18 protein-coding genes are annotated in these 25,474 nt (G+C 70.8%); 15 read left to right on the plus strand and 3 right to left on the minus strand.

Features of this window, described 5'->3' with window-relative positions; genetic code table 11:
• Positions 1-32: 32 nt before the first annotated feature.
• The 7 genes from ACWDZ7_RS29415 (at position 33) to ACWDZ7_RS29445 (ending at position 7,882) form a co-directional block, all read left to right on the plus strand.
• Positions 33-1,535 carry a gamma-aminobutyraldehyde dehydrogenase gene (locus ACWDZ7_RS29415; protein WP_451801101.1) on the plus strand — a complete coding sequence of 501 codons (1,503 nt, stop codon included), beginning with the start codon at positions 33-35 and terminating at the stop codon, positions 1,533-1,535.
• A gap of 69 nt (positions 1,536-1,604) precedes the next feature.
• Positions 1,605-2,855: an ABC transporter substrate-binding protein gene (locus ACWDZ7_RS29420; protein ID WP_451801102.1), complete on the plus strand. Its 1,251-nt coding sequence runs from the start codon at positions 1,605-1,607 to the stop codon at positions 2,853-2,855.
• Between the two features lie 68 nt (positions 2,856-2,923).
• Positions 2,924-4,084 (plus strand): ABC transporter ATP-binding protein, encoded by a 1,161-nt coding sequence (locus ACWDZ7_RS29425; RefSeq protein ID WP_451801104.1) that lies wholly within the window; start codon positions 2,924-2,926, stop codon positions 4,082-4,084.
• Positions 4,081-5,016 carry an ABC transporter permease gene (locus ACWDZ7_RS29430; RefSeq protein WP_451801106.1) on the plus strand — a complete coding sequence of 312 codons (936 nt, stop codon included), beginning with the start codon at positions 4,081-4,083 and terminating at the stop codon, positions 5,014-5,016. Before ACWDZ7_RS29425 ends, ACWDZ7_RS29430 begins: the two co-directional genes overlap by 4 nt.
• Positions 5,016-5,816 carry an ABC transporter permease gene (locus ACWDZ7_RS29435; RefSeq protein ID WP_451801107.1) on the plus strand — a complete coding sequence of 267 codons (801 nt, stop codon included), beginning with the start codon at positions 5,016-5,018 and terminating at the stop codon, positions 5,814-5,816. Before ACWDZ7_RS29430 ends, ACWDZ7_RS29435 begins: the two co-directional genes overlap by 1 nt.
• Positions 5,817-5,872: 56 nt before the next feature.
• On the plus strand, positions 5,873-7,291 hold the full coding sequence (locus ACWDZ7_RS29440) for an NAD(P)/FAD-dependent oxidoreductase (RefSeq protein ID WP_451801108.1): 1,419 nt from the start codon (positions 5,873-5,875) through the stop codon (positions 7,289-7,291).
• A gap of 117 nt (positions 7,292-7,408) precedes the next feature.
• Positions 7,409-7,882, plus strand: coding sequence for a hypothetical protein (locus tag ACWDZ7_RS29445; protein ID WP_451801109.1), 474 nt, complete (start codon positions 7,409-7,411; stop codon positions 7,880-7,882).
• 4 nt (positions 7,883-7,886) lie between these two features.
• On the opposite strand, the gene ACWDZ7_RS29450 is transcribed toward ACWDZ7_RS29445, so the two are convergent.
• Both ACWDZ7_RS29450 and gabT read right to left on the minus strand, forming a co-directional pair.
• Positions 7,887-8,405 (minus strand): phosphatase PAP2 family protein, encoded by a 519-nt coding sequence (locus ACWDZ7_RS29450; protein WP_451801110.1) that lies wholly within the window; start codon positions 8,403-8,405, stop codon positions 7,887-7,889.
• Positions 8,406-8,838: 433 nt separating this feature from the next.
• Entirely contained in the window at positions 8,839-10,173 is a 1,335-nt protein-coding gene (gene gabT / locus ACWDZ7_RS29455) for a 4-aminobutyrate--2-oxoglutarate transaminase (protein WP_451801111.1), read from the minus strand.
• Positions 10,174-10,398: 225 nt separating this feature from the next.
• Here gabT and ACWDZ7_RS29460 point away from each other — a divergent pair, with 225 nt between their 5' ends.
• The 8 genes from ACWDZ7_RS29460 to ispG all read left to right on the plus strand — a co-directional run bounded on the left by ACWDZ7_RS29460 (position 10,399) and on the right by ispG (position 25,165).
• Positions 10,399-12,588 (plus strand): ATP-binding protein, encoded by a 2,190-nt coding sequence (locus ACWDZ7_RS29460; protein WP_451801113.1) that lies wholly within the window; start codon positions 10,399-10,401, stop codon positions 12,586-12,588.
• A gap of 210 nt (positions 12,589-12,798) precedes the next feature.
• Entirely contained in the window at positions 12,799-14,517 is a 1,719-nt protein-coding gene (locus ACWDZ7_RS29465; RefSeq protein ID WP_451801115.1) for a PucR family transcriptional regulator, read from the plus strand.
• A 280-nt stretch (positions 14,518-14,797) separates the two neighbouring features.
• Complete coding sequence (locus ACWDZ7_RS29470) at positions 14,798-16,243, plus strand: aldehyde dehydrogenase family protein (RefSeq protein ID WP_451801116.1); 1,446 nt, start codon at positions 14,798-14,800, stop codon at positions 16,241-16,243.
• Between the two features lie 167 nt (positions 16,244-16,410).
• On the plus strand, positions 16,411-18,348 hold the full coding sequence (locus ACWDZ7_RS29475; protein ID WP_451801118.1) for an acyl-CoA dehydrogenase family protein: 1,938 nt from the start codon (positions 16,411-16,413) through the stop codon (positions 18,346-18,348).
• A gap of 150 nt (positions 18,349-18,498) precedes the next feature.
• Positions 18,499-21,222, plus strand: a complete 2,724-nt coding sequence (secA, locus tag ACWDZ7_RS29480) for a preprotein translocase subunit SecA (protein WP_451801127.1) — start codon at positions 18,499-18,501, stop codon at positions 21,220-21,222.
• Positions 21,223-21,239: 17 nt separating this feature from the next.
• Positions 21,240-22,508: a 1-deoxy-D-xylulose-5-phosphate reductoisomerase gene (dxr, locus tag ACWDZ7_RS29485; protein ID WP_451801119.1), complete on the plus strand. Its 1,269-nt coding sequence runs from the start codon at positions 21,240-21,242 to the stop codon at positions 22,506-22,508.
• Entirely contained in the window at positions 22,505-23,806 is a 1,302-nt protein-coding gene (locus tag ACWDZ7_RS29490; RefSeq protein WP_451801120.1) for a M50 family metallopeptidase, read from the plus strand. Before dxr ends, ACWDZ7_RS29490 begins: the two co-directional genes overlap by 4 nt.
• A 201-nt stretch (positions 23,807-24,007) precedes the next feature.
• Positions 24,008-25,165 (plus strand): flavodoxin-dependent (E)-4-hydroxy-3-methylbut-2-enyl-diphosphate synthase, encoded by a 1,158-nt coding sequence (ispG, locus tag ACWDZ7_RS29495; RefSeq protein WP_451519991.1) that lies wholly within the window; start codon positions 24,008-24,010, stop codon positions 25,163-25,165.
• Positions 25,166-25,248: 83 nt separating this feature from the next.
• Here the strand turns inward: ispG and ACWDZ7_RS29500 are convergent.
• On the minus strand, positions 25,249-25,474 hold a 226-nt coding region (locus ACWDZ7_RS29500; protein WP_451801128.1), incomplete at its 5' end, for a hypothetical protein.

The following is a 25,474-nucleotide window of genomic DNA, read 5'->3' on the forward strand; positions in this document are numbered from 1 at the left end:
GCGGGACGGGGAGGGCGGCGGAGGAGAGCGTCATGCACAAATTCCAGGCGCGGGACCACTTCGCGGACGGCGCGCAGTACATCGCCGGGCGGCTGACCAAGGGAACCTCGGGCCGGACCCACGCGGTCGTGGACCCCGCCACCGCCGACGAGGTCCTCTCGTACGAACTGGCCGGAAGAGACGACGTCGACGCCGCCGTCGCCGCGGCGGCCGAGGCGTTCTCCGGCTGGGCCGGCGCCACCCCGGGCGAGCGCTCCGACGCCATGCACCGCTTCGCGGGCGTACTGGCCGACCGGGCCGAGGAGTTCGCGCAGGCCGAGTCGGTGCAGTGCGGCAAGCCGATCAAGCTGAGCCGGGAGTTCGACGTCCCGGGGACGGTCGACAACACCGCGTTCTTCGCGGGCGCGGCCCGGCATCTCCAGGGACAGTCGGCCGGGGAGTACACCGGGGACCACACCTCGTACGTACGCCGTGAGCCCATCGGCGTCGTCGGGTCCATCGCGCCCTGGAACTACCCGCTCCAGATGGCCGCCTGGAAGGTCCTGCCGGCGATCGCGGCCGGCAACACCATCGTGCTGAAGCCCGCCGAGCTGACCCCCCTCACCTCGCTCCTCTTCGCGCAGGCCGCCACCGAGGCCGGAATTCCGGACGGTGTCGTCAACATCGTCACCGGCGCCGGGCGCGACGCCGGTGAGCATCTCGTCGGGCATCCCGACGTCGCCATGACGTCCTTCACCGGGTCCACCGGCGTCGGCAAGCGCGTCGCCGAGATCGCCACCGCCACCGTCAAGCGGCTGCACCTGGAGCTCGGCGGCAAGGCGCCCTTCGTCGTGTTCGACGACGCCGACCTCGACGCCGCCGTGCACGGCGCGGTCGCCGGCTCGCTCATCAACTCCGGACAGGACTGCACGGCCGCCACGCGCGCGTACGTCCAGCGTCCGCTGTACGACGCCTTCGTGGAGGGCGTCGCCGACCTCATGGAGAGCGTGCGGCTCGGCGACCCGTTCGACCCGAGCACCGACATGGGGCCGCTCATCTCGCACGTGCACCGCGACCGCGTCGCCGGTTTCGTCGACCGGGCACGCTCCTACGCGCGCGTGGTGACCGGCGGCGAGGCGCTCACGCACCCGGGCGCCTTCTACAAGCCCACCCTCATCGCGGACGCCGCGCAGGACAGCGAGATCGTGCAGTCCGAGATCTTCGGGCCCGTCCTCGTCGTACTGCCCTTCGACAGCGACGACGAGGGCATCCGCCTCGCCAACGACACCCCCTACGGACTCGCCGCCTCCGCCTGGAGCCGCGACGTGTACCGGGCGGGCCGCGCGACCCGCGAGATCAAGGCCGGGTGCGTGTGGGTCAACGACCACATCCCGATCCTCAGCGAGATGCCGCACGGCGGCTACAAGGCGTCCGGCTACGGCAAGGACATGTCCGCGTACTCATTCGAGGAGTACACGCAGGTCAAGCACGTCATGTTCGACAACACCGCGGTGGTCCGCAAGGACTGGCACCGCACGATCTTCGGGGACCGATAGCCCACAGGCCCACCGGCCACAGGCCGCATGACCAGCGGCCGCCTTCCTCCCGAAAGGGCAACCACGCGCATGGAGCAGTACGAGCCCGCCCCCCTCTCCCCGGCCCAGCTGGCCGCCATGCACCGCGGCATGAGGAACGGCAGGGGATCCCTGACCCGCCGCTCCCTGCTGCGCGCCTCCACGAGCGGCGCGCTCGCCGTCGGCGGCCTCGGCGTCTTGAGCGCCTGCGGCATCCCCGCGGCCGGCAAGGGCCAGGGCGACGTCTCGTCCGAGGACCACTCGGCCAAGGAGAAGCGGATCACCTTCTCCAACTGGACCGAGTACATGGACGTCGACGAGAAGGACGAGAACAGGCGGCCCACCCTGGAGGCGTTCACGAAGCGCACCGGGATCACGGTCAAGTACACCGAGGACATCAACGACAACGTCGAGTTCTTCGGGAAGATCAAGCCGCAGCTCGCCGCGGGCCAGGAGACCGGCCGCGACCTCATCTGCGTCACGGACTGGCTCGCGGCCCGGCTCATCCGTTTCGGGTGGGTCCAGAAACTGGACCCGGCCAACCTGCCGCACGCGTACACCAACCTGTCGTCCCAGTTCCGCGACCCCGACTGGGACCCGGGCCGGGCCTACTCGTACCCCTGGACCGGCATCTCCACGGTCATCGCCTACAACAAGAAGGCGACCGGCGGGAAGAAGATCACCTCGGTGTCGGAGCTGCTGGAGGACCCGAAGCTGAAGGGGCGCGTCGGGTTCCTCTCCGAGATGCGCGACACCGTCGGCATGACGCTCATCGACATGGACAAGGACCCCGGGGACTTCACCGACGACGACTTCGACGCGGCCATCGCCCGCCTCCAGAAGGCCGTCGACAGGAAGCAGATCCGCCGCTTCACCGGCAACGACTACACATCGGACCTCGCCAAGGGCGACATCGCCGCCTGCCTCGGCTGGGCCGGCGACATCGTGCAGCTCCAGGCCGACAACCCGGACATCGGCTTCCACATCCCGGACCAGGGCTACATCACGTCCACGGACAACCTGCTCGTCCCCAACAAATCGCGGCACAAGTCCAACGCCGAGCGGCTCATCGACTACTACTACGAGCCGGAGCCGGCGGCCCGCCTCGCCGCGTACATCAACTACGTGTGTCCGGTGGACGGGGTACGGGGCGCTCTCGCGAAGATCGACGCCGACGCCGCGTCGAATCCCTTGATCCTTCCCGACAAGGAGATGAAGGCGAAGTCCCGGGCGTTCCGCTCGCTGACTCCGAAGGAAGAGACCGCGTACGAGGAGAAGTTCGCGAAGCTCACCGGCGTGTAGCGGCCGCGCCGCTCCCTGTGCCCCTTTCAGAGGCGCCCTTGTCCCCCCTCGATTCCCCTGGACCCACCATGACGACTGCTCAGGAAACCGGCGGCGACGTCCGCCTCTCCGGGATCAGCAAGACGTACGGCTCCTTCACCGCCGTGCACCCGCTCGACCTCACCGTGCCGCAGGGCTCCTTCTTCGCGCTGCTCGGCGCGTCCGGCTGCGGCAAGACCACCACACTCCGCATGATCGCCGGCCTGGAGGAGCCGAGCTCCGGCACGGTCCACCTCGGCGACCAGGACGTCACGGCCCTGCCGCCGTACAAGCGGCCCGTGAACACCGTCTTCCAGTCGTACGCGCTCTTCCCGCACCTGGACATCTTCGAGAACGTCGCCTTCGGCCTGCGCCGCCGTGGCATCAAGTCCGTCAAGACGCAGGTCGGCGAGATGCTCGACCTCGTCCAGCTCGGTGAGCAGGCCCGCAAGAAGCCGCACCAGCTCTCCGGCGGCCAGCAGCAGCGCGTCGCCGTCGCCCGCGCGCTCATCAACCACCCCAAGGTGCTCCTCCTCGACGAGCCGCTCGGCGCCCTCGACCTGAAGCTGCGCCGCCAGATGCAGCTGGAGCTCAAGCGCATCCAGACCGAGGTCGGCATCACCTTCGTGCACGTCACGCACGACCAGGAGGAGGCCATGACGATGGCCGACACCGTCGCCGTGATGAACGGCGGCCGCGTCGAACAGCTCGGCGCCCCCGCCGACCTCTACGAGAACCCGCGGACCACGTTCGTCGCCAACTTCCTCGGCACCTCCAACTTCATCGAGGCCGAGGTCGCCGCGGTGACCGGCGACGACCTGGTCCTCAAGGCGGGCGACTGCAAGCTGACGCTGCCCACCGCCCGATGTACCGGCCCCACCACGACCGGCGGCAAGGTCCTGGTCGGCGTACGGCCCGAGAAGATCTCCCTCACGCACGCCGACGACGCGGGGCGGATACCCGAGGGCCGCAACCGCATCACCGGACGCATCGCCGACAGCAGTTTCATCGGCGTATCGACGCAGTACGTCGTCCACAGCCCGGTCTGCCCCTCCTTCGAGGTGTACGCGCAGAACATCGAACGCGACAGCCGCCTCGCCCCGGGCGCCGAGGTCGTCCTGCACTGGAACCCCGCGCACACCTTCGGCCTCGATGCCGCACAGGACATCGAGGCGGGCGTCGAGAAGGTCGAGGAGGACGCCTCCGCATGACGACCGTCACCGACGCGCCGCCCCCCGAGGCGCCCGCCCCGGAGGAGACGCCCCCGCGCAAGGTCCGCGGGCGCGGCCGCCTCGTCCCCTACTGGCTGCTGCTCCCCGGCATCCTCTGGCTGATCGTCTTCTTCGCGCTGCCGCTGGTCTACCAGGCGTCGACCTCCGTACAGACCGGGTCGCTCGAAGAGGGCTTCAAGGTCACCTGGCACTTCGCCACCTACTGGGACGCGCTGACCGACTACTGGCCGCAGTTCCTGCGCTCGGTGCTCTACGCCGGTGCCGCCACGGTCCTGTGCCTGCTCCTCGGCTATCCGCTCGCGTACCTCATCGCGTTCCGCGCGGGCCGCTGGCGCAACGTCATCCTCGTCCTGGTCATCGCCCCGTTCTTCACCAGCTTCCTCATCCGTACGCTGGCCTGGAAGACGATCCTCGCGGACGGCGGCCCCGTCGTGGGCGCCCTCAACTCCCTGCACGTCCTGGACGTCACCAGCTGGCTCGGCGTCACGGCGGGCGACCGGGTCCTCGCCACACCACTGGCGGTGATCTGCGGACTCACGTACAACTTCCTGCCTTTCATGATCCTGCCGCTCTACACCTCGCTGGAGCGCATCGACGGGCGGCTGCACGAGGCCGCCGGCGACCTCTACGCCAGACCGTCCACGACCTTCCGGAAGGTGACGTTCCCGCTCTCCATGCCGGGCGTCGTCTCCGGCACGCTGCTGACCTTCATCCCGGCGGCGGGCGACTACGTGAACGCGGATCTGCTCGGGTCGACCGACACCCGCATGGTCGGCAACGTCATCCAGACGCAGTTCCTGCGCATCCTGGACTATCCGACGGCGGCCGCCCTCTCCTTCATCCTCATGGCCGCCATCCTCCTCATGGTGACCTTCTACATCCGCAAGTCGGGGACGGAGGATCTCGTCTGATGGCCCTTGTACGCTGGCTGCGGCGCAATCTCGTCGTCATCGCGGGCCTGTGCACGCTCGCCTATCTGCTCCTGCCGAACGTCGTCGTCACGGTGTTCTCCTTCAACAAGCCGAAGGGGCGCTTCAATTACTCCTGGCAGGAATTCTCGCTCGACGCGTGGCAGAACCCCTGCGGCGTCGCCGACATGTGCGGATCGCTCTCCCTGAGCCTGCAGATCGCCACCTGGGCGACGATCGGCGCGACCGTGCTCGGCACGATGATCGCCTTCGCCCTCGTGCGCTACCGCTTCCGGGCGCGCGGCGCGATCAACTCGCTGATCTTCCTGCCGATGGCGATGCCCGAGGTCGTCATGGCCGCCTCGCTGCTCACGCTGTTCCTCAACATGGGCGCGCAGCTGGGTTTCTGGACGGTCCTCATCGCCCACATCATGTTCTGCCTCAGCTTCGTGGTGACCGCCGTCAAGGCGCGCGTCATGTCGATGGACCCCCGCCTGGAACAGGCCGCGCAGGACCTCTACGCCGGTCCCGTGCAGACCTTCCTGAGGGTCACGCTGCCGATCGCGGCGCCGGGGATCGCGGCGGGCGCGCTGCTCGCCTTCGCGCTCTCCTTCGACGATTTCATCATCACGAATTTCAACGCGGGCTCGACTGTGACGTTCCCCATGTTCGTCTGGGGATCGGCACAGCGGGGCACGCCCGTTCAGATCAATGTGATCGGTACGGCGATGTTCCTCGTCGCGGTGCTGCTCGTACTGGCCGGAATGCTCATCGGCAAACGCCGCAACAAGCAGCCCCGGTGATCCCGGTGATCCCAGTAACCCAGTAATCCCCGCGATTCTCTGAAGGAGTGGAAATCATGGCCCCAAGCGCCATGACCCGTTGGACCAAGTCTCTCTCCGACGCCCAGCCGGTCTCGTACTGGCTGGACGACCCCGGCAGGCCCGCCCCCGAGCCCGCCCTCACCGGCGACGACCGCTGCGACCTCCTCGTCGTCGGCGGCGGCTACAGCGGTCTGTGGACCGCGCTCATCGCCAAGGAGCGCGACCCGCGCCGCGAGGTGGTCCTCGTCGAGGGCAGGGAGGCGGGCTGGGCCGCCTCCGGCCGCAACGGCGGCTTCTGCGCCGCCTCCCTCACGCACGGCATCTCCAACGGCCTGTCCCGCTGGCCGGGCGAGATCGAGAAGCTGGAGGAGCTGGGCGCCCGCAACCTCGACGAGATCGAGGCGGCCGTCAAGCGGTACGCCATCGACTGCGACTTCGAGCGCACCGGCGAGATCGACGTGGCCACCGAGCCGCACCAGGTGGCCGAACTCCACGAGATGTACGAGGAGATGTCCGCCCACGGCCTGGCCGGGAGCGCCGAACTCCTCGACGCGGACGCCGTGCGCGAGCAGGTCGACTCGCCCACCTTCCTCGGCGGCCTCTGGGACCGCGACGGCGTCGCCATGCTGCACCCGGCGAAGCTGGCGTGGGGCCTGAAGCGGGCCTGCCTGGAGAAGGGCGTACGCGTCTACGAGCACACGCCGGCCCTCGAACTGGCCTCCGTAGGCGGGGGGATGGCGATCCGCACGCCGTACGGCAGGGTCTTCGCCCGCCAGGTGGCGCTCGCCACGAACATCTTCCCCTCGTTGGTGAAGCGCATCCGCTCGTACACCGTCCCGGTCTACGACTACGCGCTGATGACCGAGCCGCTGACCGACGACCAGCTGGCCGCGATCGGCTGGCGGAACCGGCAGGGGCTCGGCGACAGCGCCAACCAGTTCCACTACTTCCGGCTCTCCGCCGACAACCGCGTCCTGTGGGGCGGTTACGACGCGATCTATCCGTTCGGCGGGAAGGTGCGCGCCGAGTACGACGACCGCCCCGAGACGTACGCGAAGCTCGCCGGGCACTTCTTCACCTGCTTCCCGCAGCTGGAGGGGGTCCGCTTCACGCACGCGTGGGGCGGCGCGATCGACACGTGCTCGCGGTTCTCGGCGTTCTTCGGCACGGCGCACAAGGGCCGCGTCGCGTACGCGGCGGGCTACACCGGTCTGGGTGTCGGGGCCACGCGGTTCGGCGCCGACGTCATGCTGGACCTGCTCTCCGGAGAGCGCACGGAACGTACGAGCCTGGAGATGGTCCGTACGAAGCCGCTGCCGTTCCCGCCGGAGCCGTTCGCCTGGACGGGTGTGGCGCTGACCAAGTGGTCGCTCGCCCGCTCCGACGCCAACGGCGGCAAGCGGAACCTCTGGCTCAAGACGATGGACAAGCTGGGCCTGGGCTTCGACAGCTGAACCGGAGTATTCGACAGCCGATCGGGGGCAAGTCGCACGAACCCGCGTAATGCCCCGGCCCCGAGCCCCTCTCACCTGTGGCACGCACACGCGGCACACAGCAGAGGGAGGTCCGGCATGACTGGCTCGGGAGCGAGGTCGGCGGTCGAATGGCTCGCGTCGGTGGCGCCGGACCCGGACGCCTGCCGCTGGGAGTGGGAGCGCGACCCGCGCGGCGTCGCGCTCCTGCCGGCGGGCCGGCGCTGGGACGTCCTGATCCTCCCCGGCGACCTCGGCCACTGCACGCTCCACGTGCTGACCGACTGCGCCGACCGCCCCGGGCCGGTGCTCGCCGACTTCGGGGACTCCCGTACGGGGTTCTTCGTGCCGCCGGGCACGGCCGCCCGCTGGCTCGGCTCGGGCGTACGCGGCGTCGGCCGCGGCGCCTGGATCGTCGTGCCCCACCCGGGCCGGACCACGGGCGCCGTCCGCTGGCTGGTCCCCCCGGACGGCTCGGGCACCCTGACGGACCCCGTACTGCTCGAACTGGCGATGCACGAGGCGGCGGCGGGCCTCGCGCGAGAGGCCGGGGCAGGGGCCGCGGAGCTGTGAGCCACTACTCCTCGGCCGGCGCCCTGCCGCCGCACCGCCCGACCACGCCCACCATCACCCGAAGCAGCATCCCGCACAGCAGCCAGGAGGCGACGACGTCCAGTGGCCAGTGGTACCCCCGCCGTACGAGGCCGAAGCCGACGGCGACGTTCAACAGCGCACACCCGATGAGCAGCGCACGCCGGCCGTACGCGCCCCGCAGCAGTGGAAGCAGAAGCAGCACGGCCGCTCCGTACGCGACGGCGGCCGTCGCCGCGTGCCCCGAGGGGTAGAAGCCGTCGTGACCGCCCATGCCCGGCGGTCCCGGCCGGTCGACGGCCGCCTTGAACGGGACGACGAGGGCGGGCACCAGGGCCATGGCGACGGCGGCGGCCACCGGGGCCGCCCACCAGCGGAACGTACCGGCGCGATGCCCGCGCCAGGCCACGTACGCGAGGACGACGGCGAGCGCAGGCCCGGCGACCGTGAGGTTGCCGAGGTCGGCGAGGAACTCGGCGACGCGGCCCGGCAGACGGCCGCCCACGACGGCCCGCCCCGCACGCTCGTCGACCCGCCGCAGCGGCCCGTCGACGACGACCTGCCAGGTGAGGAGCGTGAGAAGCAGCGCGCACAGGGGGAGGAGGAGGGGCGGCCGCCTCGGAACAGGGGGGGTGGTTCCGAGACGGCCGGAAGGACCGGGTCGCCGCGCGCCCCGGGGGGTTTGGGGCGGGCGGCCGTCCGATCGGTGAGGAATTCCGGAGCCGGAAGCTCCGGGTGTGTGCGCGAAGGCACGGCCGGAGCGGGGCTGGGGAGGCTCCGCCCTGGTATCGCCCACAGTCCCCTGTGGGCGGGGTGTTTCTCTCATCTGCAGAAACCGTACGGCAGGTGGTGGTGGCCGGAACAGGTACATCGGCAACCCGTCATGGGGCTCGCACACCTTCTTCACATGGCCTGACGGTCACCCTCCGGGCAGCCCCTCAGACGCCGGCGAAGGCGCCCTCGATGATGTCCAGGCCCTCGTTCAGCAGGTCGTCGCCGATGACCAGCGGCGGCAGGAAGCGCAGGACGTTGCCGTACGTGCCGCAGGTCAGGACCAGCAGGCCCTCCGCGTGGCACGCCTTGGCCAGCGCGGCGGTCGCCGCCGGGTTCGGCTCCTTGGTCGTACGGTCCTTGACCAGCTCGATGGCGATCATCGCGCCACGGCCGCGGATGTCGCCGATGATGTCGAACTTCTCGGCCATCGCGGTCAGGCGGGCCTTCATCGTCGACTCGATCGCCTTCGCCTTGGCGTTGAGGTCGAGCTCCTTCATCGTCTCGATGGCGCCGAGCGCACCGGCGCAGGCCACCGGGTTGCCGCCGTAGGTGCCGCCGAGGCCGCCCGCGTGCGGGGCGTCCATGATCTCGGCGCGGCCGGTGACGGCGGCGAGCGGCAGGCCGCCCGCGATGCCCTTGGCCGTGGTGATCAGGTCGGGGACGATGCCCTCGTCCTCGCAGGCGAACCACTGGCCGGTGCGGCAGAAGCCGGACTGGATCTCGTCCGCCACGAAGACGATGCCGTTGTCGTTCGCGAACTTCACGATCTCGGGCAGGAAGCCCTTCGCGGGCTCGATGAAGCCGCCCTCGCCGAGTACCGGCTCGATGATGATCGCGGCGACGTTCTCCGCGCCGACCTGCTTGCCGATCTGGTCGATGGCCTGCTTGGCGGCCTCCGGACCGGCGTTCTCGGCGCCGGTCGGCCAGCGGTAGCCGTAGGCGACCGGAACGCGGTAGACCTCGGGGGCGAACGGGCCGAAGCCGTGCTTGTACGGCATGTTCTTGGCGGTCAGCGCCATCGTGAGGTTCGTACGGCCGTGGTAGCCGTGGTCGAAGACGACGACGGCCTGGCGCTTGGTGTACGCACGGGCGATCTTGACGGCGTTCTCGACGGCCTCGGCGCCGGAGTTGAACAGCGCCGACTTCTTCTCGTGGTCGCCCGGCGTCAGCTCGGCGAGCGCCTCGGCGACGGCCACGTACCCCTCGTACGGCGTGACCATGAAACAGGTGTGCGTGAAGTCCTGGAGTTGCGCGGAGGCCCGGCGCACCACGGCCTCGGCGGAGGCGCCGACGGACGTCACGGCGATGCCGGAGCCGAAGTCGATCAGACGGTTGCCGTCGACGTCCTCGATGATGCCACCGCCCGCGCGGGCGGTGAAGACGGGCAGCACGGAGCCCACGCCACCGGCGACCACGGCGGTACGTCGGGCCTGCAGCTCCTGCGACTTCGGACCGGGGATGGCGGTGACGAGGCGGCGCTCCTGCGGAAGTGCGCTCATGGGGGGCTCCTGGGGATGACTCGGGGGGCAATGCGGATGCTTCGCTGTTTTCTTCGCAGGTTAGGGGCGGGGCAAGGGTGCGGGCATGCTCCATCGGGGAGTCGTTCGGTGTGGCGGTTGTCCGTGATGGACATAGCCCCGGGCGCGTATGCCGGTGAACTGGCGGGGTCAGGGCACTAGATTGACCCGCGAAACAACAGATCGGCTGGTCAGGGGGCAAGGGGCATGGACTCCGACGGCACGCACGACGCTCGTGGCACGCACGCCACACCGGTGCCGCGTCCCGCGGCGCCTCCACCCGGCTCCCTCGCGCCGCAGACAGGGCCACAGCAAGCACCGGCAGGGCCACAGCAAGCACCGCAAGCACCGGCAGGGCTCCCGCCGAGGCCCGCGCAGGCCCCGGGCGCGCCGCCGCTGCCCGACGGCGCCGCCTTCCTCGCCTGGCTGCGCACGCCCAGGCCCGCCGCGGCCCCCGGCATCTGGCGGTTCGGGCACAAGCCGCGGCCCGCGCAGGAGCCCGAGGTCGTGCCGACGCGGCAGCTGCTGAGCGGGGCGCTGATCGCGTTCCTCGTGGGATGGCTGCTCTGGTCGCTGCTGTGGAACGGCTATCTCGGCGGGTGGTGGGTGCTGCCTCTGGAGCTGTTGCTGCCCGACTCCTGGATCTACACGGGCGACAGGGTCGGCAACGCCGTCGTCTGGTACATCTACTACACCCTCATCGCGCTCGCCCTCATGATCGCGGTCGGCAGGCTCGGCCGCTGGGCCGAGGTCTGGCGGCGCTTCGTCGCCCCCCGCCTCCGCCGCCCCGAAGCGCCCCCGGCGCCGCCCGCCCCCGAGGAGGACCCCGCCCACTGGCCCCAGCTGAGGGCCGCGGGCGCGGAGGCCGCAGCCGAGCGGCTGGCCGCCGACGCGCGCGCCGGGCTGATGCGGGACGTGGACCACGCCCGGATCTCGCGGGCCTGGCGGTCCGTGCGGGCGGGCCGCAGCCCGCTGGCCGTCTTCAGCGACACGGTCGTCCGCGACGGGGCCCGCGCCTGCCCGCACCCCTCCGGGGACCGGGACCTGCCCGCGCGGGCCGCGCGCCATGACCTCGCCACGGCGCAGGTGCGCCTCGGGACGACGGCCGACGACCCGCGCAACCCGTACGCCTATCGGGGCACCGGGCTCGCGCTCGGACCCGACCTGATCGGCACCTCGCTGCTCGCCGTCGGGCCCGCCGGGTCGGGGAAGACCGGCCGCGTGGTGTGGCCGCTCGCCGAGTCGCTGTGCCTGGGCGCGCTCGCCGGGGAGGCCGCCGTGGTCGTCGTCGGGGCCGCGGGCGCGGGGCTCGGGCCCGCCGAGGACTACGACGTGGTGGTGCGGGTCGGCCACCCCGACTCCGAGTACGACCTCGACCTGTACGGCGGCACCAACGACCCCGACGAGGCCGCCGCCGTGCTCGCCGAGGCCCTCGTCGGCGACCTCGTCGACCCGCACCCCAGCGGCGACAGCCGCCGCTCCACGACCTGCCTGGCCCAGCTCCTCGGCCCCTACTTCGCCGTCCACCGGCGCTTCCCGTCCGTGCCGGAGCTGCGCGCCCTGCTCGACGGTTCGGCCGGGCCGCTCGGCCTGCTGCGCCAGGCGCTGCGGGAGTCCGGGCAGGAGGCCATGCTGCGCGAACTCGACGCGCGCGAGCGGCAGGTGGGCCACCCCGGTGACCCGGGCGCGGTCCTCGCCGACCGCATCGCCCTGCTCGACCGCCCGGCCTTCGCGGCGTTCTTCGACACGTCGGGGCAGAGCACCCCGTTCTCGCTGCGGGCGCTCGACCACCCCGTACGGGTACGGGTCGACCTCCCCGAACGCGGCCACGCCGACGCCTCGCGCATCCTCGCCCGCCTCGTCCTCGCCCAGTTCACGGCGAGCGCCACCGTGCGCGAGGACCGCTCGCTCTTCGCCTGCCTCCTCCTGGACGACGCCTCCGGCACGGTCACCCCGGAGTCCGTACGCCGCGTCCAGCGCCTGCGGTCCGCCAACGCGGGCGTCGTCATGACCTTGCGTACGCTCGACGACGTACCCCGGCCGCTGCGCACCCCGCTGCTCGGCGCGATCGGCTGCCGCATGGCGCTCTCCGGTGTCACCCCGTGGGACGGGCAGGACTTCGCGGAGGTCTGGGGCAAGGAGTGGACCGAGGCGCGCGATGTCACCGACCGGCAGATCATCGCCGAGACCCCGCTCGGCAAAACGGTGCACATGCTGCGCCGTGTCATCACCGGCAACGCCCCGACCGCCCGCGCCGTCACCGTCCGCCAGGTCGAGCGCGAGCGCTGGTCGGCGTCGGAGCTGGCGCACGGCGTGCCGCCGGGGCACGCCGTGCTCTCCCTGACGGACGTACAAGGGGAGTACGCGCCGCCGCTCCTGGTCGATCTGCGAGGCTGACGCGTCCACGAGGGGCGGCGCCCGGCGCGCGCCCGGCGTCGTACATCCGGGGCAATCGGTCTTCTCCGTACCGTACGGTGAGGCAGAATCGACATAGGTCGTTCATACGGACCGGCCAAAAGATCCACATCCCGGCGCCCGGCCACCGGGCCTCGGCCCCTCGGGCCGCCGGGAAGCCCCCGCCCCGCCTGCCGCAGACCTGAAGGTCCCATGCCGCCCACGCTCGCCTCGCTCGTCCACCACTCCGCGCTCAAACTGACCGTGCGTGCGGGCGAGGAACGCCTGGACACCCCCGTGCGCTGGGCGCACGCCAGCGAACTCGCCGACCCCGTGCCCTACATGGAGGGCGGTGAGCTGCTCCTGATCACCGCGCTCAAGCTGGACGCGGAGGACCCGGAGACCATGCGGCGCTACGTGAAACGGCTCGCGGGCGCCGGCGTCGTCGGCCTCGGCTTCGCCGTCGGCGTCCACTACCCCGACATCCCGAAGGCCCTGCTCGACGCCGCCACCGAAGCGGACCTGCCGCTCATCGAGGTGCCGCGGCGCACGCCGTTCCTCGCCATCAGCAAGGCCGTGTCCGCCGCCATCGCCGCCGAGCAGTACCGCGCCGTGACCGCGGGCTTCGCCGCCCAGCGCGAACTGACCAAGCAGGCGCTGAGCGACGGCCCCGAAGGGCTGCTCCTCGCGCTCGCAGGACAGGTCGACGGATGGGCCGCGCTGTACGACGCGTCCGGCGCCGTCGTCGCCACCGCGCCGGAGTGGGCCACGCGCCGGGCCGCCCGCCTCACCGCCGACGTCGAACGCCTCAGGGAGCGGCCCGCGCCCGCGAGCTCCGTCGTCGCGGGCGCCGAGGACCGCGTGGAGCTGCACTCGCTCGGCACCGGACGCAGGCCGCGCGCCGCGCTCGCCGTCGGCACGGCCTCGACCCTCGGCACCGCCGAGCGGTACGCGGTGCACTCCGCGATCGCGCTGCTCACCCTGACCACCGAGCGCTCCCGCTCGCTGCACGCCGCCGAGCAGCGCATCGGCGCCGCCGTGCTGCGAATGCTGCTCGCGGGGGAGCCCGACCACGCGCGGACCGTCGCGGGGGACCTCTACGGAAGCCTCCTTGACGCGCCCTTCCGGCTCGTCGTCGCCGAGGTGGCGTCCGCGTCGGCGGCCCGGGTGCGGGCGGGCGCGGCGGCGGGGACCGAGGAGAGCGGCGAGGGCACCGGTCCAGCGGCGGAGGCCGCCGCCCACGCCTCCGCCTCCGCCGCGGTCCTCGCCGTGGTGGCCGACGCATCCGGCAGCGGCGATCCGCTCGCCGCGCTCGTCGACGTCGTCGAGGCCGCCGCCGCCCGCTCCGGCGAGGCGCTGCTCGTCGTCCCCTACGGGGAGCGGCTGGTGCTCCTTGTCGTGGACGGCGGCGCGGGGGCGCGGGCCTGCGCGGAGTACGCGGCGGCGCTGGAGGCCGGGCGGGGCACGGCCGGGCGCGAGCCCACGGCGTCCGGCGAGGAGGCCGAACTGGTGATGGGCCTGTCCGCGCCGGCCGGGCCGATCGCCGCGGCCACCGCGTACAAGCAGGCCGAGCAGGCGCTGTCCGTCGCCCGCCGGCGCGGGCGCGCCCTGGTCGAGCACGAGGAGCTGGCCGCCGGGTCCGTGCTGCCGCTGCTCGCGGACGACGCGGTGCGGGCCTTCGCGGACGGGCTCCTGCGGGCGCTGCACGAACACGACGCGACGGGCCGCGGCGACCTCGTCGCCTCGCTGCGGGCGTGGCTCTCCCGGCACGGCCAGTGGGACGCGGCGGCGGCGGACCTCGGCGTCCACCGGCACACGCTGCGGTACCGCATGCGCCGGGTCGAGGAGATCCTCGGCCGCTCCCTGGACGACCCGGACGTCCGCATGGAGCTGTGGCTGTCACTGAAGGCGACGTCGGCGGGGTCCGACTGAGGACGCGCCCTTCAGGCCCCTGAGGTCCCCTACGTCCCGTAGGGGCACTCTTCAGGTCCCTGAGGTCCCCTACGTCCCGTGAGGGGCACTCTTCAGGCCCCTCACGTCCCCTACGTCCCCTGAGAGGCACCTTTCAGGCCCCTGACCTCCCCGCCTCTGCCAAAGAGGCGCGCGGCCCCCGGCCAGTACTCCGCGTCGGACAAACGTCAGCGACTTCGGCTGCCCCTACGGTGAGGGACGTACCCCCAGACACACCTCCGCGGAAGGGCCGGGACTCGACATGACTTCCATCCACGCCTTCTGGCTCGCCGGTCGCCAGACCACCGGCGAGACCACGTTCGACGTCACCTCGCCCTGGGACGGGCGGCTCGTCGCCAAGGCGGCCGTCCCGACCGACGCCCAGGTCGAGGAGGCGGTCGCCGCCGCGTACGCCGTGCGCGACGAGTTCGCCGCGACCCCGGCCCACGCCCGCGCCGCCGCCCTCGACCACGTGAGCCGCAGGCTCGTCGAGCGCACCGAGGAGATCGCGCAGCTCATCTCCGCCGAGAACGGCAAGCCGATCAAGTGGGCCCGCGGCGAGGTCGGCCGCGCGGTATCCGTCTTCCGGTTCGCCGCGGAGGAGGCCCGCCGCTTCAACGGCGGCGAGGCGCAGCGCCTGGACACCGACGCCGGCGGCCAGGGCCGCCTCGCCCTGACGCGCCGCTTCCCCAAGGGCGTCGTCCTCGGCATCGCGCCGTTCAACTTCCCGCTGAACCTCTGCGCGCACAAGATCGCCCCGGCCATCGCCGTCGGCGCGCCGATCATCCTGAAGCCCGCCCCGGCGACCCCGCTCTCCGGCCTCGTCCTCGGCGAGCTGCTCGCCGAGACCGAGCTGCCCGCCGGCTCCTGGTCGGTCCTGCCGGTCGCCAACGACAAGATGCCCGCCCTCGTCCAGGACGAGCGGCTTCCGGTCATCTCCTTCACCGGCTCCGACAAGGTCGGCTACGCGATCATGGACTCGGTGCCGCGCAAGCACTGCACCCTGGAGCTGGGCGGCAACGGCGCGGCCGTCATCCTCGACGACTTCTCCTCGGAGGAGGACCTGGACTGGGCCGCCTCGCGCATCGCGACCTTCTCCAACTACCAGGGCGGCCAGTCCTGCATCTCCGTGCAGCGGGTCATCGCCGACGCCTCCGTCTACGACCGTCTGGTGCCGCGCGTCGTCAAGGCCGTCGAGGCCCAGGTCACCGGCGACCCGTCCGACCCGAAGACCGACGTCGGCCCGCTGGTCAACGAGGACGCCGCCAAGCGGGTGGAGTCCTGGGTCGACGAGGCCGTCAAGGCGGGCGCGCAGCTGCTCACCGGCGGCAGGCGCGACGGCGCCACGTACGCGCCGACCGTGCTCGCCGACGTACCGGCCGATGTGACCATCGCCTGCGAGGAGGTCTTCGGACCGGTCCTCACCCTCAAGAAGGTGGACGGCGAGGCGGAGGCGTTCGCCGCCGTCAACGACTCCAAGTACGGCCTCCAGGCGGGCGTGTTCACACACGACCTGCGGACCGCCTTCCGCGCGCACCGCGCCCTCGAGGTCGGCGGCGTGGTCATCGGCGACGCCCCCTCCTACCGCGCCGACCAGATGCCGTACGGCGGCGTCAAGCAGTCCGGCGTCGGCCGCGAGGGCGTCCGCTTCGCGATGGACGACTACACGTACGAGCGGGTCATGGTGATGACGGGCCTCGCCCTGTAAGCAGCCAGGTCCCCCGAGGACAACGGCCGGAGCCCACTGTGCGGGGGCTCCGGCCGTTCTCGTACGAACGCTGCGCGAGGACTGGTGGGCTCGGGACGAATGGGGTACCAACGATCCAGTAGCACCAGCCAGTAACCGACCCTTCTGCGCGGCGAGGTGAGCTCCTCATGACCGCACCAACCCCCAAACCGTCCGTGAGCGAACGCGAGGCCCGGCAGGTCGCCGAGGCCGCCCGCGAGCAGGACTGGCGCAAGCCCAGCTTCGCCAAGGAACTCTTCCTCGGCCGCTTCCGGCTCGACCTGGTCCATCCGCACCCGATGCCGCCGGACGAGGACGCCCGGCGCGGCGAGGAGTTCCTCGCCAGGCTCCGCGACTTCTGCGAGACGAAGATCGACCCGGCCCGCATCGAGCGCGAGGCGCGCATCCCCGACGAGGTCATCAAGGGCCTCAAGGAGCTGGGCGCCCTCGGCATGAAGATCGACACGCGGTACGGCGGTCTCGGCCTCACGCAGGTCTACTACAACAAGGCCCTCGCCCTCGTCGGCTCCGCGAGCCCCGCGGTCGGCGCGCTGCTCTCCGCGCACCAGTCGATCGGCGTACCGCAGCCCCTGAAGATCTTCGGCACGCAGGAGCAGAAGGACGCCTTCCTGCCGCGCTGCGCCCGCACCGACATCACGGCGTTCCTGCTGACCGAGCCGGACGTCGGCTCGGACCCGGCGCGCCTCGCCACCATGGCGGTGCCCGACGGCGACGACTACATCCTGGACGGTGTGAAGCTGTGGACCACCAACGGCGTCGTCGCGGACCTGCTCGTCGTGATGGCCCGGGTGCCGAAGTCCGAGGGGCACAAGGGCGGCATCACGGCCTTCGTCGTCGAGGCGGACTCCGAGGGCGTCACCGTCGAGAACCGCAACGCGTTCATGGGCCTGCGCGGCCTGGAGAACGGCGTGACCCGCTTCCACCAGGTGCGCGTGCCGGCGGCCAACCGCATCGGCCCGGAGGGCGCGGGCCTGAAGATCGCCCTCACCACGCTCAACACCGGGCGGCTCTCGCTGCCCGCCATGTGCGTCGGCGCCGGCAAGTGGTGCCTGAAGATCGCCCGGGAGTGGTCGGCCGCCCGTGAGCAGTGGGGCAAGCCGGTCGCCTTCCACGAGGCGGTCGGCGCGAAGATCTCCTTCATCGCGGCGACGACCTTCGCGCTCGAAGCCGTCCTCGACCTCTCCTCGCAGATGGCCGACGAGGACCGCAACGACATCCGCATCGAGGCCGCCCTCGCCAAGCTGTACGGCTCCGAGATGGCCTGCCTGATGGCCGACGAGCTGGTCCAGATCCGCGGCGGCCGCGGCTTCGAGACCGCCGAGTCCCTCGCCGCCCGCGGCGAGCGCGCGGTCCCCGCCGAACAGGTCCTGCGGGATCTGCGCATCAACCGCATCTTCGAGGGCTCCACGGAGATCATGCACCTGCTGATCGCCCGCGAGGCCGTCGACGCCCACCTCAAGGTCGCGGGCGACCTCATCGACCCCGACAAGACGCTCTCCGACAAGGCGAAGGCGGGCGCGCGGGCAGGCGGCTTCTACGCGCGCTGGCTGCCGAAACTCGTCGCGGGCCCCGGGCAGCTCCCGCGCTCGTACGCCGAATTCCACCCACCCGGCCACACGGACCTCTCCGGCCACCTGCGCTATGTGGAGCGCGGCGCCCGCAAGCTGGCCCGCTCCACCTTCTACGCCATGTCCCGCTGGCAGGGAAAGATGGAGAGCAAGCAGGGCTTCCTCGGCCGGATCGTCGACATCGGGGCCGAACTCTTCGCGATGAGCGCGGCCTGCGTGCGCGCCGAACTCCTGCGCACCACCGAGGACCACGGCCGCGAGGCCTACCAGCTGGCCGACGCCTTCTGCCGCCAGTCCCGCATCCGCGTCGACGAACTCTTCGACCGCCTGTGGACCAACACGGACGAACTGGACCGCAAGGTGGTCAAGGGCGTCCTCTCCGGCACCTACACCTGGCTCGAAGCAGGAGTCATCGACCCGTCCGGCGAAGGCCCGTGGATCGCGGAAGCCACCCCCGGCCCCTCCAAACACGACAACGTCCACCGGCCCATTCGCTGAAATCCGTCCCGCGCGACGCGTTCCACCCCGCCCTGAACCGGTCCGCTTGCCGGGCAGTAGGGCCCCGCCCACAATGAGCGGACCGGCCGGGGAATCAGGGGGGGAATTCCATTGTCCGTCCTCAGACTGGAACGCCTCACCGGAAAGATCATGCGCGCGGGCGAAGGCAGAACACTGCGCCGCCTGGAACGCACAAGGGATCAGGTCAACTCCATCGAGGAGGAAGTCGAGCGGCTCTCCGACGCCGAACTGCGCTCCCTCACCGATGAGTACAGAGCGCGGTACGCCGACGGAGAGAGCCTCGACGCGCTGCTGCCCGAGGCCTTCGCGACCGTCCGTGAGGCGGCCCGGCGCACGCTCGGCATGCGCCACTTCGACGTGCAGATCATGGGCGGCGCCGCGCTGCACCTGGGCAATATCGCCGAAATGCACACCGGCGAGGGAAAGACTCTCTCCGCGACGCTGCCCGCCTATCTGAACGCGCTGACCGGCAAGGGCGTCCACCTCGTCACCGTCAACGACTACCTCGCCGCGCGCGACGCCCGCTGGATGGGCCGCGCCTACCGGTTCCTCGGCCTGACCGTCGGCGTCATCAAGGCCGAGATGAGCCCGGCCGAGCGCCGCGCCGCGTACGCCTGCGACATCACGTACGGCACCAACAACGAATTCGGCTTCGACTATCTGCGCGACAACATGGCCTGGACGAAAGACGAACTCGTCCAGCGCGGACACCATTTCGCGATCGTCGACGAGGCGGACTCCATCCTCATCGACGAGGCACGCACCCCGCTGATCATCTCCGGACCCGCCGACCAGCCCACGCACTGGTACGGATTCTTCGCCCAGGCGGTGCGGAGGATGAAGGGCATCGCGATCCAGGAGGAGAAGTACACCACCCCGCAGGGCAAACTCGAACTGGCGGGGCTGCGCGACGCGTACGACTACGAGTACGACCTGAAGAAACGCACCGTGGCGATCCTCGACAGGGGCGTGGAATTCCTGGAGGACCAGCTGGGCATCGACAACTTCTACGACTCCGCCCACACGCCCCTCATAGGCCAGCTGAACAACGCGCTCAAGGCGAAGGAACACTTCAAGAAGGACAAGGACTACGTCGTCACCGACGGCGAGGTCCTCATCGTCGACGAGCACACCGGACGCATCCTCGCGGGACGCCGCTACAACGAAGGCGTCCACCAGGCCATAGAGGCCAAGGAAGGCGTGACGATCAAGGACGAGAACCAGACGCTCGCCACGATCACCCTCCAGAATTTCTTCCGCCTCTACGAGAAACTCTCCGGAATGACCGGCACGGCCATGACCGAGGCCGCCGAATTCCACCAGATCTACAGACTCCATGTGGTGCCCGTCCCCACCAACAAGCCGATGATCCGCGCCGACATGCCCGACGTCATCTACCGCGACGAGTCCGTGAAATTCGAGGCGGTCGTCACGGACATCGCCGAACGGCACCGCACCGGCCAGCCCGTCCTGGTCGGCACCGTCTCCGTGGCGAAGTCCGAGCACCTCTCCGCGCTCCTCACCCGACGCGGCATCCCGCACGAGGTGCTCAACGCCAAGAACCACCGGCGCGAGGCCGAGATCGTCGCCCAGGCCGGCCGCAAGGGCGCCGTCACCGTCGCCACGAACATGGCGGGCCGCGGCACCGACATCATGCTCGGCGGCAACCCCGAGGCCATGGCGGAGACCGAGCTGAAGGAGCGCGGCCTCACCCCCGAGACGGCCCCGGACGACTACCGCGAGGCCCTGGAGCGCATCGGGGCGGCGGCCGCCGCCGAGCACGACGAGGTCAAGGAACTCGGCGGCCTGTACGTCCTCGGCACCGAGCGGCACGAGTCGCGCCGCATCGACAACCAGCTGCGCGGCCGCAGCGGCCGCCAGGGCGACCCGGGCCGCTCCCGCTTCTACCTCTCGCTCGGCGACGATCTGATGCGATTGTTCCGCGCCGAGCTGGTCGAGCGGGTCATGCTGATGGCCAACGTCCCCGACGACGTCCCCATCGAGAACAGAATGGTGACCCGCGCCATCGCCTCCGCGCAGTCCCAGGTCGAACAGCAGCACTTCGAGACCCGCAAGAACGTCCTCAAGTACGACGAGGTCCTCAACCGCCAGCGCGCCCTCATCTACGCCGAGCGCCGACGCGTCCTGGAGGGCGAGGACCTCCGCGAGCAGATCCACCACTTCATGGACGACACCATCGACGCGTACGTGGCAGCGGAGACCGAGGACGGCTTCGCCGAGGAGTGGGACCTGGACCGGCTGTGGAGCGCCTTCGACCAGCTCTACCCCGTGGGCGTCACGGTCGTGGAGCTGGACGAGAGGGCCGGCTCCCGCGCGGACCTCACCCCCCTCCTGGTCGCCGAGGCCGTCACCGACGACATCCACGCGCGCTACGAGGAACGCGAACGACAGCTCGGCGAGGACGTCATGCGCGAGCTGGAGCGCCGCGTGGTGCTCTCCGTCCTCGACCGGAAATGGCGCGAGCACCTGTACGAGATGGACTACCTCCAGGAGGGCATCTGGATGCGCTCCTACCTCGGCAGGGACCCCCTCTTCGAGTTCCAGCGCGAGGGCTTCGACCTCTTCACCGCGATGATGGACGCCATCAAGGAAGAGTCCGTCGGCTACCTGTTCAACCTGGACGTCCACGTCGAACAGCGGGACCGGCCAGCCGAGGACGCGGTCGAGTTCAGCGCCGACGGCCTCCAGCCCCGTCAGCCCACGGCCCGGCTCCGCTTCAGCGCGCCCACGGTCGACACGGCGGAGGGCGTCGTACAGGGCGACCTCGCACGCCCGCACCACACGCCACGTACGCCACATCCGGCCCCGCGCGGTCCGGGCCGAGAGGTGTAGCGGCCACAATGGGGGGCATGAGCGACAGCCCATCTCCCCTCGCCGACCCGCACCGAGTCTTCGACCCCGTCTCCCTCACCGACGGAGACGGCCCGCGGGACATCGTCATCCTCGGCTCGACGGGTTCGATCGGCACCCAGGCCATCGACCTCGTCCTGCGCAACCCCGACCGCTTCCGGGTCACCGCGCTCTCCGCCGCGGGCGGCCGCGTCGGCCTCCTCGCCGAGCAGGCCCGCCGACTGCGGGTGAAGACCGTCGCGGTCGCCCGCGAGGACGTCGTACCGGCGCTGCGGGAAGCCCTCCAGGGGCAGTACGACGCGGGGGAGCCGCTCCCGGAGATCCTGGCCGGACCCGACGCCGCGACCGGGCTCGCCGCGTCCGACTGCCACACGGTCCTCAACGGCATCACCGGCTCCATCGGCCTCGCGCCGACGCTCGCCGCCCTCGAAGCGGGCCGCACCCTCGCGCTCGCCAACAAGGAATCGCTCATCGTCGGCGGCCCGCTCGTCAAGGCGGTCGCCAAGCCCGGCCAGATCATCCCGGTCGACTCCGAGCACGCGGCCCTCTTCCAGGCGCTCGCCGCCGGCACCCGCGCGGACGTACGCAAACTCGTCGTCACCGCTTCCGGCGGCCCCTTCCGGGGACGTACGAAGGCCGATCTCGCGCACGTCACCCCCGAGGACGCGCTGGCGCACCCCACCTGGGCCATGGGCCCGGTGATCACCATCAACTCCGCGACGCTGGTCAACAAGGGTCTTGAGGTCATCGAGGCGCACCTCCTCTACGACATCCCCTTCGACCGCATCGAGGTCGTCGTCCACCCCCAGTCGTACGTGCACTCCATGGTCGAGTTCACCGACGGATCGACCCTCGCCCAGGCGACCCCGCCCGACATGAGCGGCCCGATCGCCATCGGCATCGGCTGGCCCGAGCGGGTGCCCGACGCGGCGCCCGCCTTCGACTGGACGAAGGCGTCCAGCTGGGAGTTCCTCCCGCTCGACAACGACGCGTTCCCGTCGGTCGGGCTCGCCCGGCACGTCGGAGAGCTCGCGGGCACGGCCCCGGCGGTGTTCAATGCCGCCAACGAGGAGTGCGTGGACGCGTTCCTCAAGGGCGCGCTGCCCTTCAACGGCATCATGGAGACGGTGACGAAGGTCGTGGCGGAACACGGCACCCCGTCAGCGGGAACTTCCCTGACCGTCGCGGACGTCCTCGAAGCGGAGACCTGGGCGCGCGCTCGGGCACGCGAACTGGCAGCCAAGACGACCGCGGAGGCTCGTGCATGACGACCTTGATGATGATCCTCGGGATAGTCGTCTTCGTGATCGGGCTGCTCTTCTCGATCGCCTGGCACGAGCTGGGGCACCTGTCGACCGCCAAGATGTTCGGCATCCGCGTACCGCAGTACATGGTCGGCTTCGGCCCGACCCTGTTCTCGCGCAAGAAGGGCGACACCGAGTACGGCATCAAGGCCATCCCCCTCGGCGGCTACATCCGCATGATCGGCATGTTCCCGCCGGGCGCCGACGGCCGCATAGAGGCACGCTCCACCTCGCCATGGCGCGGCATGATCGAGGACGCCCGCTCGGCGGCCTTCGAGGAGCTCAGGCCCGGCGACGAGACCCGCCTCTTCTACACGCGCAAGCCGTGGAAGCGCGTCATCGTGATGTTCGCCGGCCCCTTCATGAACCTCGTCCTCGCCGTGGCGATCTTCCTCGGCGTGATGATGACGTTCGGCATCAGCAGCCAGACGACCCAGGTCAGCAAGGTCTCGGACTGTGTCATCCAGCAGAGCGAGAACCGCGCCAAATGCGAGAAGGGCGACAAGGCCGCGCCCGCCAAGGCGGCGGGGCTCAAGCCGGGCGACAAGATCGTCGCCTTCCAGGGACAGTCCGTGGACGACTGGTCCACGCTCCAGACCAAGATCCGCGACACCATCGGCCCGGCCACCATCACGGTCGAGCGCGACGGCGAGCGCGTGGACCTGCACGCGAACCTGATCAAGAACCAGGTCACCAAGACCGACGGCGACGGCGCGTACGTCGAGGGCAAGTACGTCTACGCGGGCTTCCTCGGCTTCACCCCCGCCACCGGCATCGTCCAGCAGTCCTTCGGCGACTCCGTGGACCGCATGGGCGACATGATGGAGAACGGCGTCGAGTCGATCATCGCCCTGCCGTCCAAGGTCCCGGACCTCTGGGACGCGGCGTTCGGCGACGGAGAGCGCAAGCAGGACTCGCCGATGGGCGTGGTCGGCGCCGCCCGTGTCGGCGGCGACGTGTTCACCCTGGACATCCCGCCGCAGAACCAGATCGCGATGATGCTCTTCCTCATCGCGGGCTTCAACCTCTCGCTCTTCCTCTTCAACATGCTGCCGCTGCTCCCGCTCGACGGCGGACACATCGCGGGCGCCCTGTGGGAGTCCGCGCGCCGCAACGTGGCGAAGGTCCTGCGCCGCCCCGACCCCGGCCCGTTCGACGTGGCGAAGCTGATGCCGGTCGCCTATGTGGTGGCCGGGATCTTCATCTGCTTCACGATCCTGGTGCTCATCGCGGACGTGGTGAATCCGGTGAGAATCTCCTAGTTCTACGAAGTTTGCGGCGGCCCGGCACTTTATGTGCCGGGCCGCCCTCCATTGGGTGGACTTCCGGACGGGGTGTGCCCGCGCCGCCCGGGGTGCCGTAATCTCGAAGCCTGGAGCCCGTCGATCTCGGGACCCAGACCCACACTCTTCACTCTTGTGACCCACACTCTGTGAATCCACACTCTTGGGGATGCTCGCCAGATGACTGCCGTATCGCTCGGAATCCCGTCCGTTCCGACCAAGCTCGCCGACCGAAGGGTCAGCCGCAAGATCCAGGTCGGCTCGGTGGCTGTCGGTGGGGACGCGCCGGTGTCGGTCCAGTCGATGACGACGACGCGTACGTCGGACATCGGTGCGACGCTGCAGCAGATCGCGGAGCTGACGGCGTCGGGGTGCCAGATCGTACGAGTGGCCTGTCCGACCCAGGATGACGCGGACGCGCTGTCGACGATCGCGCGGAAGTCGCAGATCCCGGTGATCGCCGACATCCATTTCCAGCCGAAGTACGTCTTCGCGGCGATCGACGCGGGCTGTGCGGCGGTCCGCGTGAACCCCGGGAACATCAAGCAGTTCGACGACAAGGTGAAGGAGATCGCGCGCGCCGCCAAGGACGCGGGCACGCCGATCCGCATCGGCGTCAACGCCGGCTCCCTGGACGCGCGTCTCCTGAAGAAGTACGGCAAGGCGACCCCCGAGGCACTGGTCGAGTCCGCTCTCTGGGAGGCGTCGCTCTTCGAGGAGCATGACTTCCGGGAGATCAAGATCTCGGTGAAGCACAACGACCCGGTGGTCATGGTCAACGCCTACCGCCAGCTGGCCGCCCAGTGCGACTACCCCCTGCACCTCGGCGTCACCGAGGCGGGCCCGGCCTTCCAGGGCACGATCAAGTCGGCGGTCGCCTTCGGCGCGCTGCTCTCCGAGGGCATCGGCGACACGATCCGCGTCTCGCTCTCCGCCCCTCCGGCGGAGGAGATCAAGGTCGGCATGCAGATCCTGGAGTCCCTCAACCTCCGCCAGCGCCGCCTGGAAATCGTCTCCTGCCCCTCCTGCGGCCGCGCCCAGGTGGACGTCTACAAGCTGGCCGAGGAGGTCACGGCCGGCCTGGACGGCATGGAGGTGCCGCTCCGCGTCGCCGTCATGGGCTGCGTGGTGAACGGCCCCGGTGAGGCCCGCGAGGCCGACCTCGGTGTCGCCTCCGGCAACGGCAAGGGCCAGATCTTCGTCAAGGGCGAGGTCATCAAGACCGTCCCCGAGTCGAAGATCGTGGAGACCCTCATCGAAGAGGCGCTGAAGATCGCCGAACAGATGGAGAAGGACGGCGTCGCCTCCGGCGAGCCGACGGTCGCCGTCGCAGGCTGACCCGCCCCCTTCCACGCCGGTGCCCCGCCGCTCCCAGAGCGCCGGGGCACACGTGTTCCCCCGTGCCGCGGGGCTCACACATCTCAATACGCACCCGCCCCACCGCCCCGCGCCGGACGCCTCCCACCCCCCGCCTCGCCGCACCATCCCCACACCGCACAAACCCCGCTCCCGGGGTGCCGCTCCGCGCGCAGCGCCCCTGTCCCGCCGCTCGCGCGCTGCGCCCTCGCGGTGTAGAGCGCCGAACGGCGCGTCTGCTTCAAGTACCACAGATAGTCACGGCGGATGTCCGCCAGCTGGCCCTGGCTG

Source organism: Streptomyces sp. NPDC003032, assembly GCF_053591415.1.

Coding starts and splice junctions, on each gene's coding strand:
- ACWDZ7_RS29440 (WP_451801108.1), top strand. CDS start 5,873: ATGGCCCCAAGCGCCATGACCCGTTGGACCAAGTCTCTCTCCGACGCC.
- secA (WP_451801127.1), top strand. CDS start 18,499: ATGCGCGCGGGCGAAGGCAGAACACTGCGCCGCCTGGAACGCACAAGG.
- ispG (WP_451519991.1), top strand. CDS start 24,008: ATGACTGCCGTATCGCTCGGAATCCCGTCCGTTCCGACCAAGCTCGCC.
- dxr (WP_451801119.1), top strand. CDS start 21,240: ATGAGCGACAGCCCATCTCCCCTCGCCGACCCGCACCGAGTCTTCGAC.
- ACWDZ7_RS29415 (WP_451801101.1), top strand. CDS start 33: ATGCACAAATTCCAGGCGCGGGACCACTTCGCGGACGGCGCGCAGTAC.
- ACWDZ7_RS29445 (WP_451801109.1), top strand. CDS start 7,409: ATGACTGGCTCGGGAGCGAGGTCGGCGGTCGAATGGCTCGCGTCGGTG.
- ACWDZ7_RS29420 (WP_451801102.1), top strand. CDS start 1,605: ATGGAGCAGTACGAGCCCGCCCCCCTCTCCCCGGCCCAGCTGGCCGCC.
- ACWDZ7_RS29470 (WP_451801116.1), top strand. CDS start 14,798: ATGACTTCCATCCACGCCTTCTGGCTCGCCGGTCGCCAGACCACCGGC.
- gabT (WP_451801111.1), bottom strand. CDS start 10,173: ATGAGCGCACTTCCGCAGGAGCGCCGCCTCGTCACCGCCATCCCCGGT.
- ACWDZ7_RS29475 (WP_451801118.1), top strand. CDS start 16,411: ATGACCGCACCAACCCCCAAACCGTCCGTGAGCGAACGCGAGGCCCGG.
- ACWDZ7_RS29490 (WP_451801120.1), top strand. CDS start 22,505: ATGACGACCTTGATGATGATCCTCGGGATAGTCGTCTTCGTGATCGGG.
- ACWDZ7_RS29435 (WP_451801107.1), top strand. CDS start 5,016: ATGGCCCTTGTACGCTGGCTGCGGCGCAATCTCGTCGTCATCGCGGGC.
- ACWDZ7_RS29460 (WP_451801113.1), top strand. CDS start 10,399: ATGGACTCCGACGGCACGCACGACGCTCGTGGCACGCACGCCACACCG.
- ACWDZ7_RS29430 (WP_451801106.1), top strand. CDS start 4,081: ATGACGACCGTCACCGACGCGCCGCCCCCCGAGGCGCCCGCCCCGGAG.
- ACWDZ7_RS29465 (WP_451801115.1), top strand. CDS start 12,799: ATGCCGCCCACGCTCGCCTCGCTCGTCCACCACTCCGCGCTCAAACTG.
- ACWDZ7_RS29425 (WP_451801104.1), top strand. CDS start 2,924: ATGACGACTGCTCAGGAAACCGGCGGCGACGTCCGCCTCTCCGGGATC.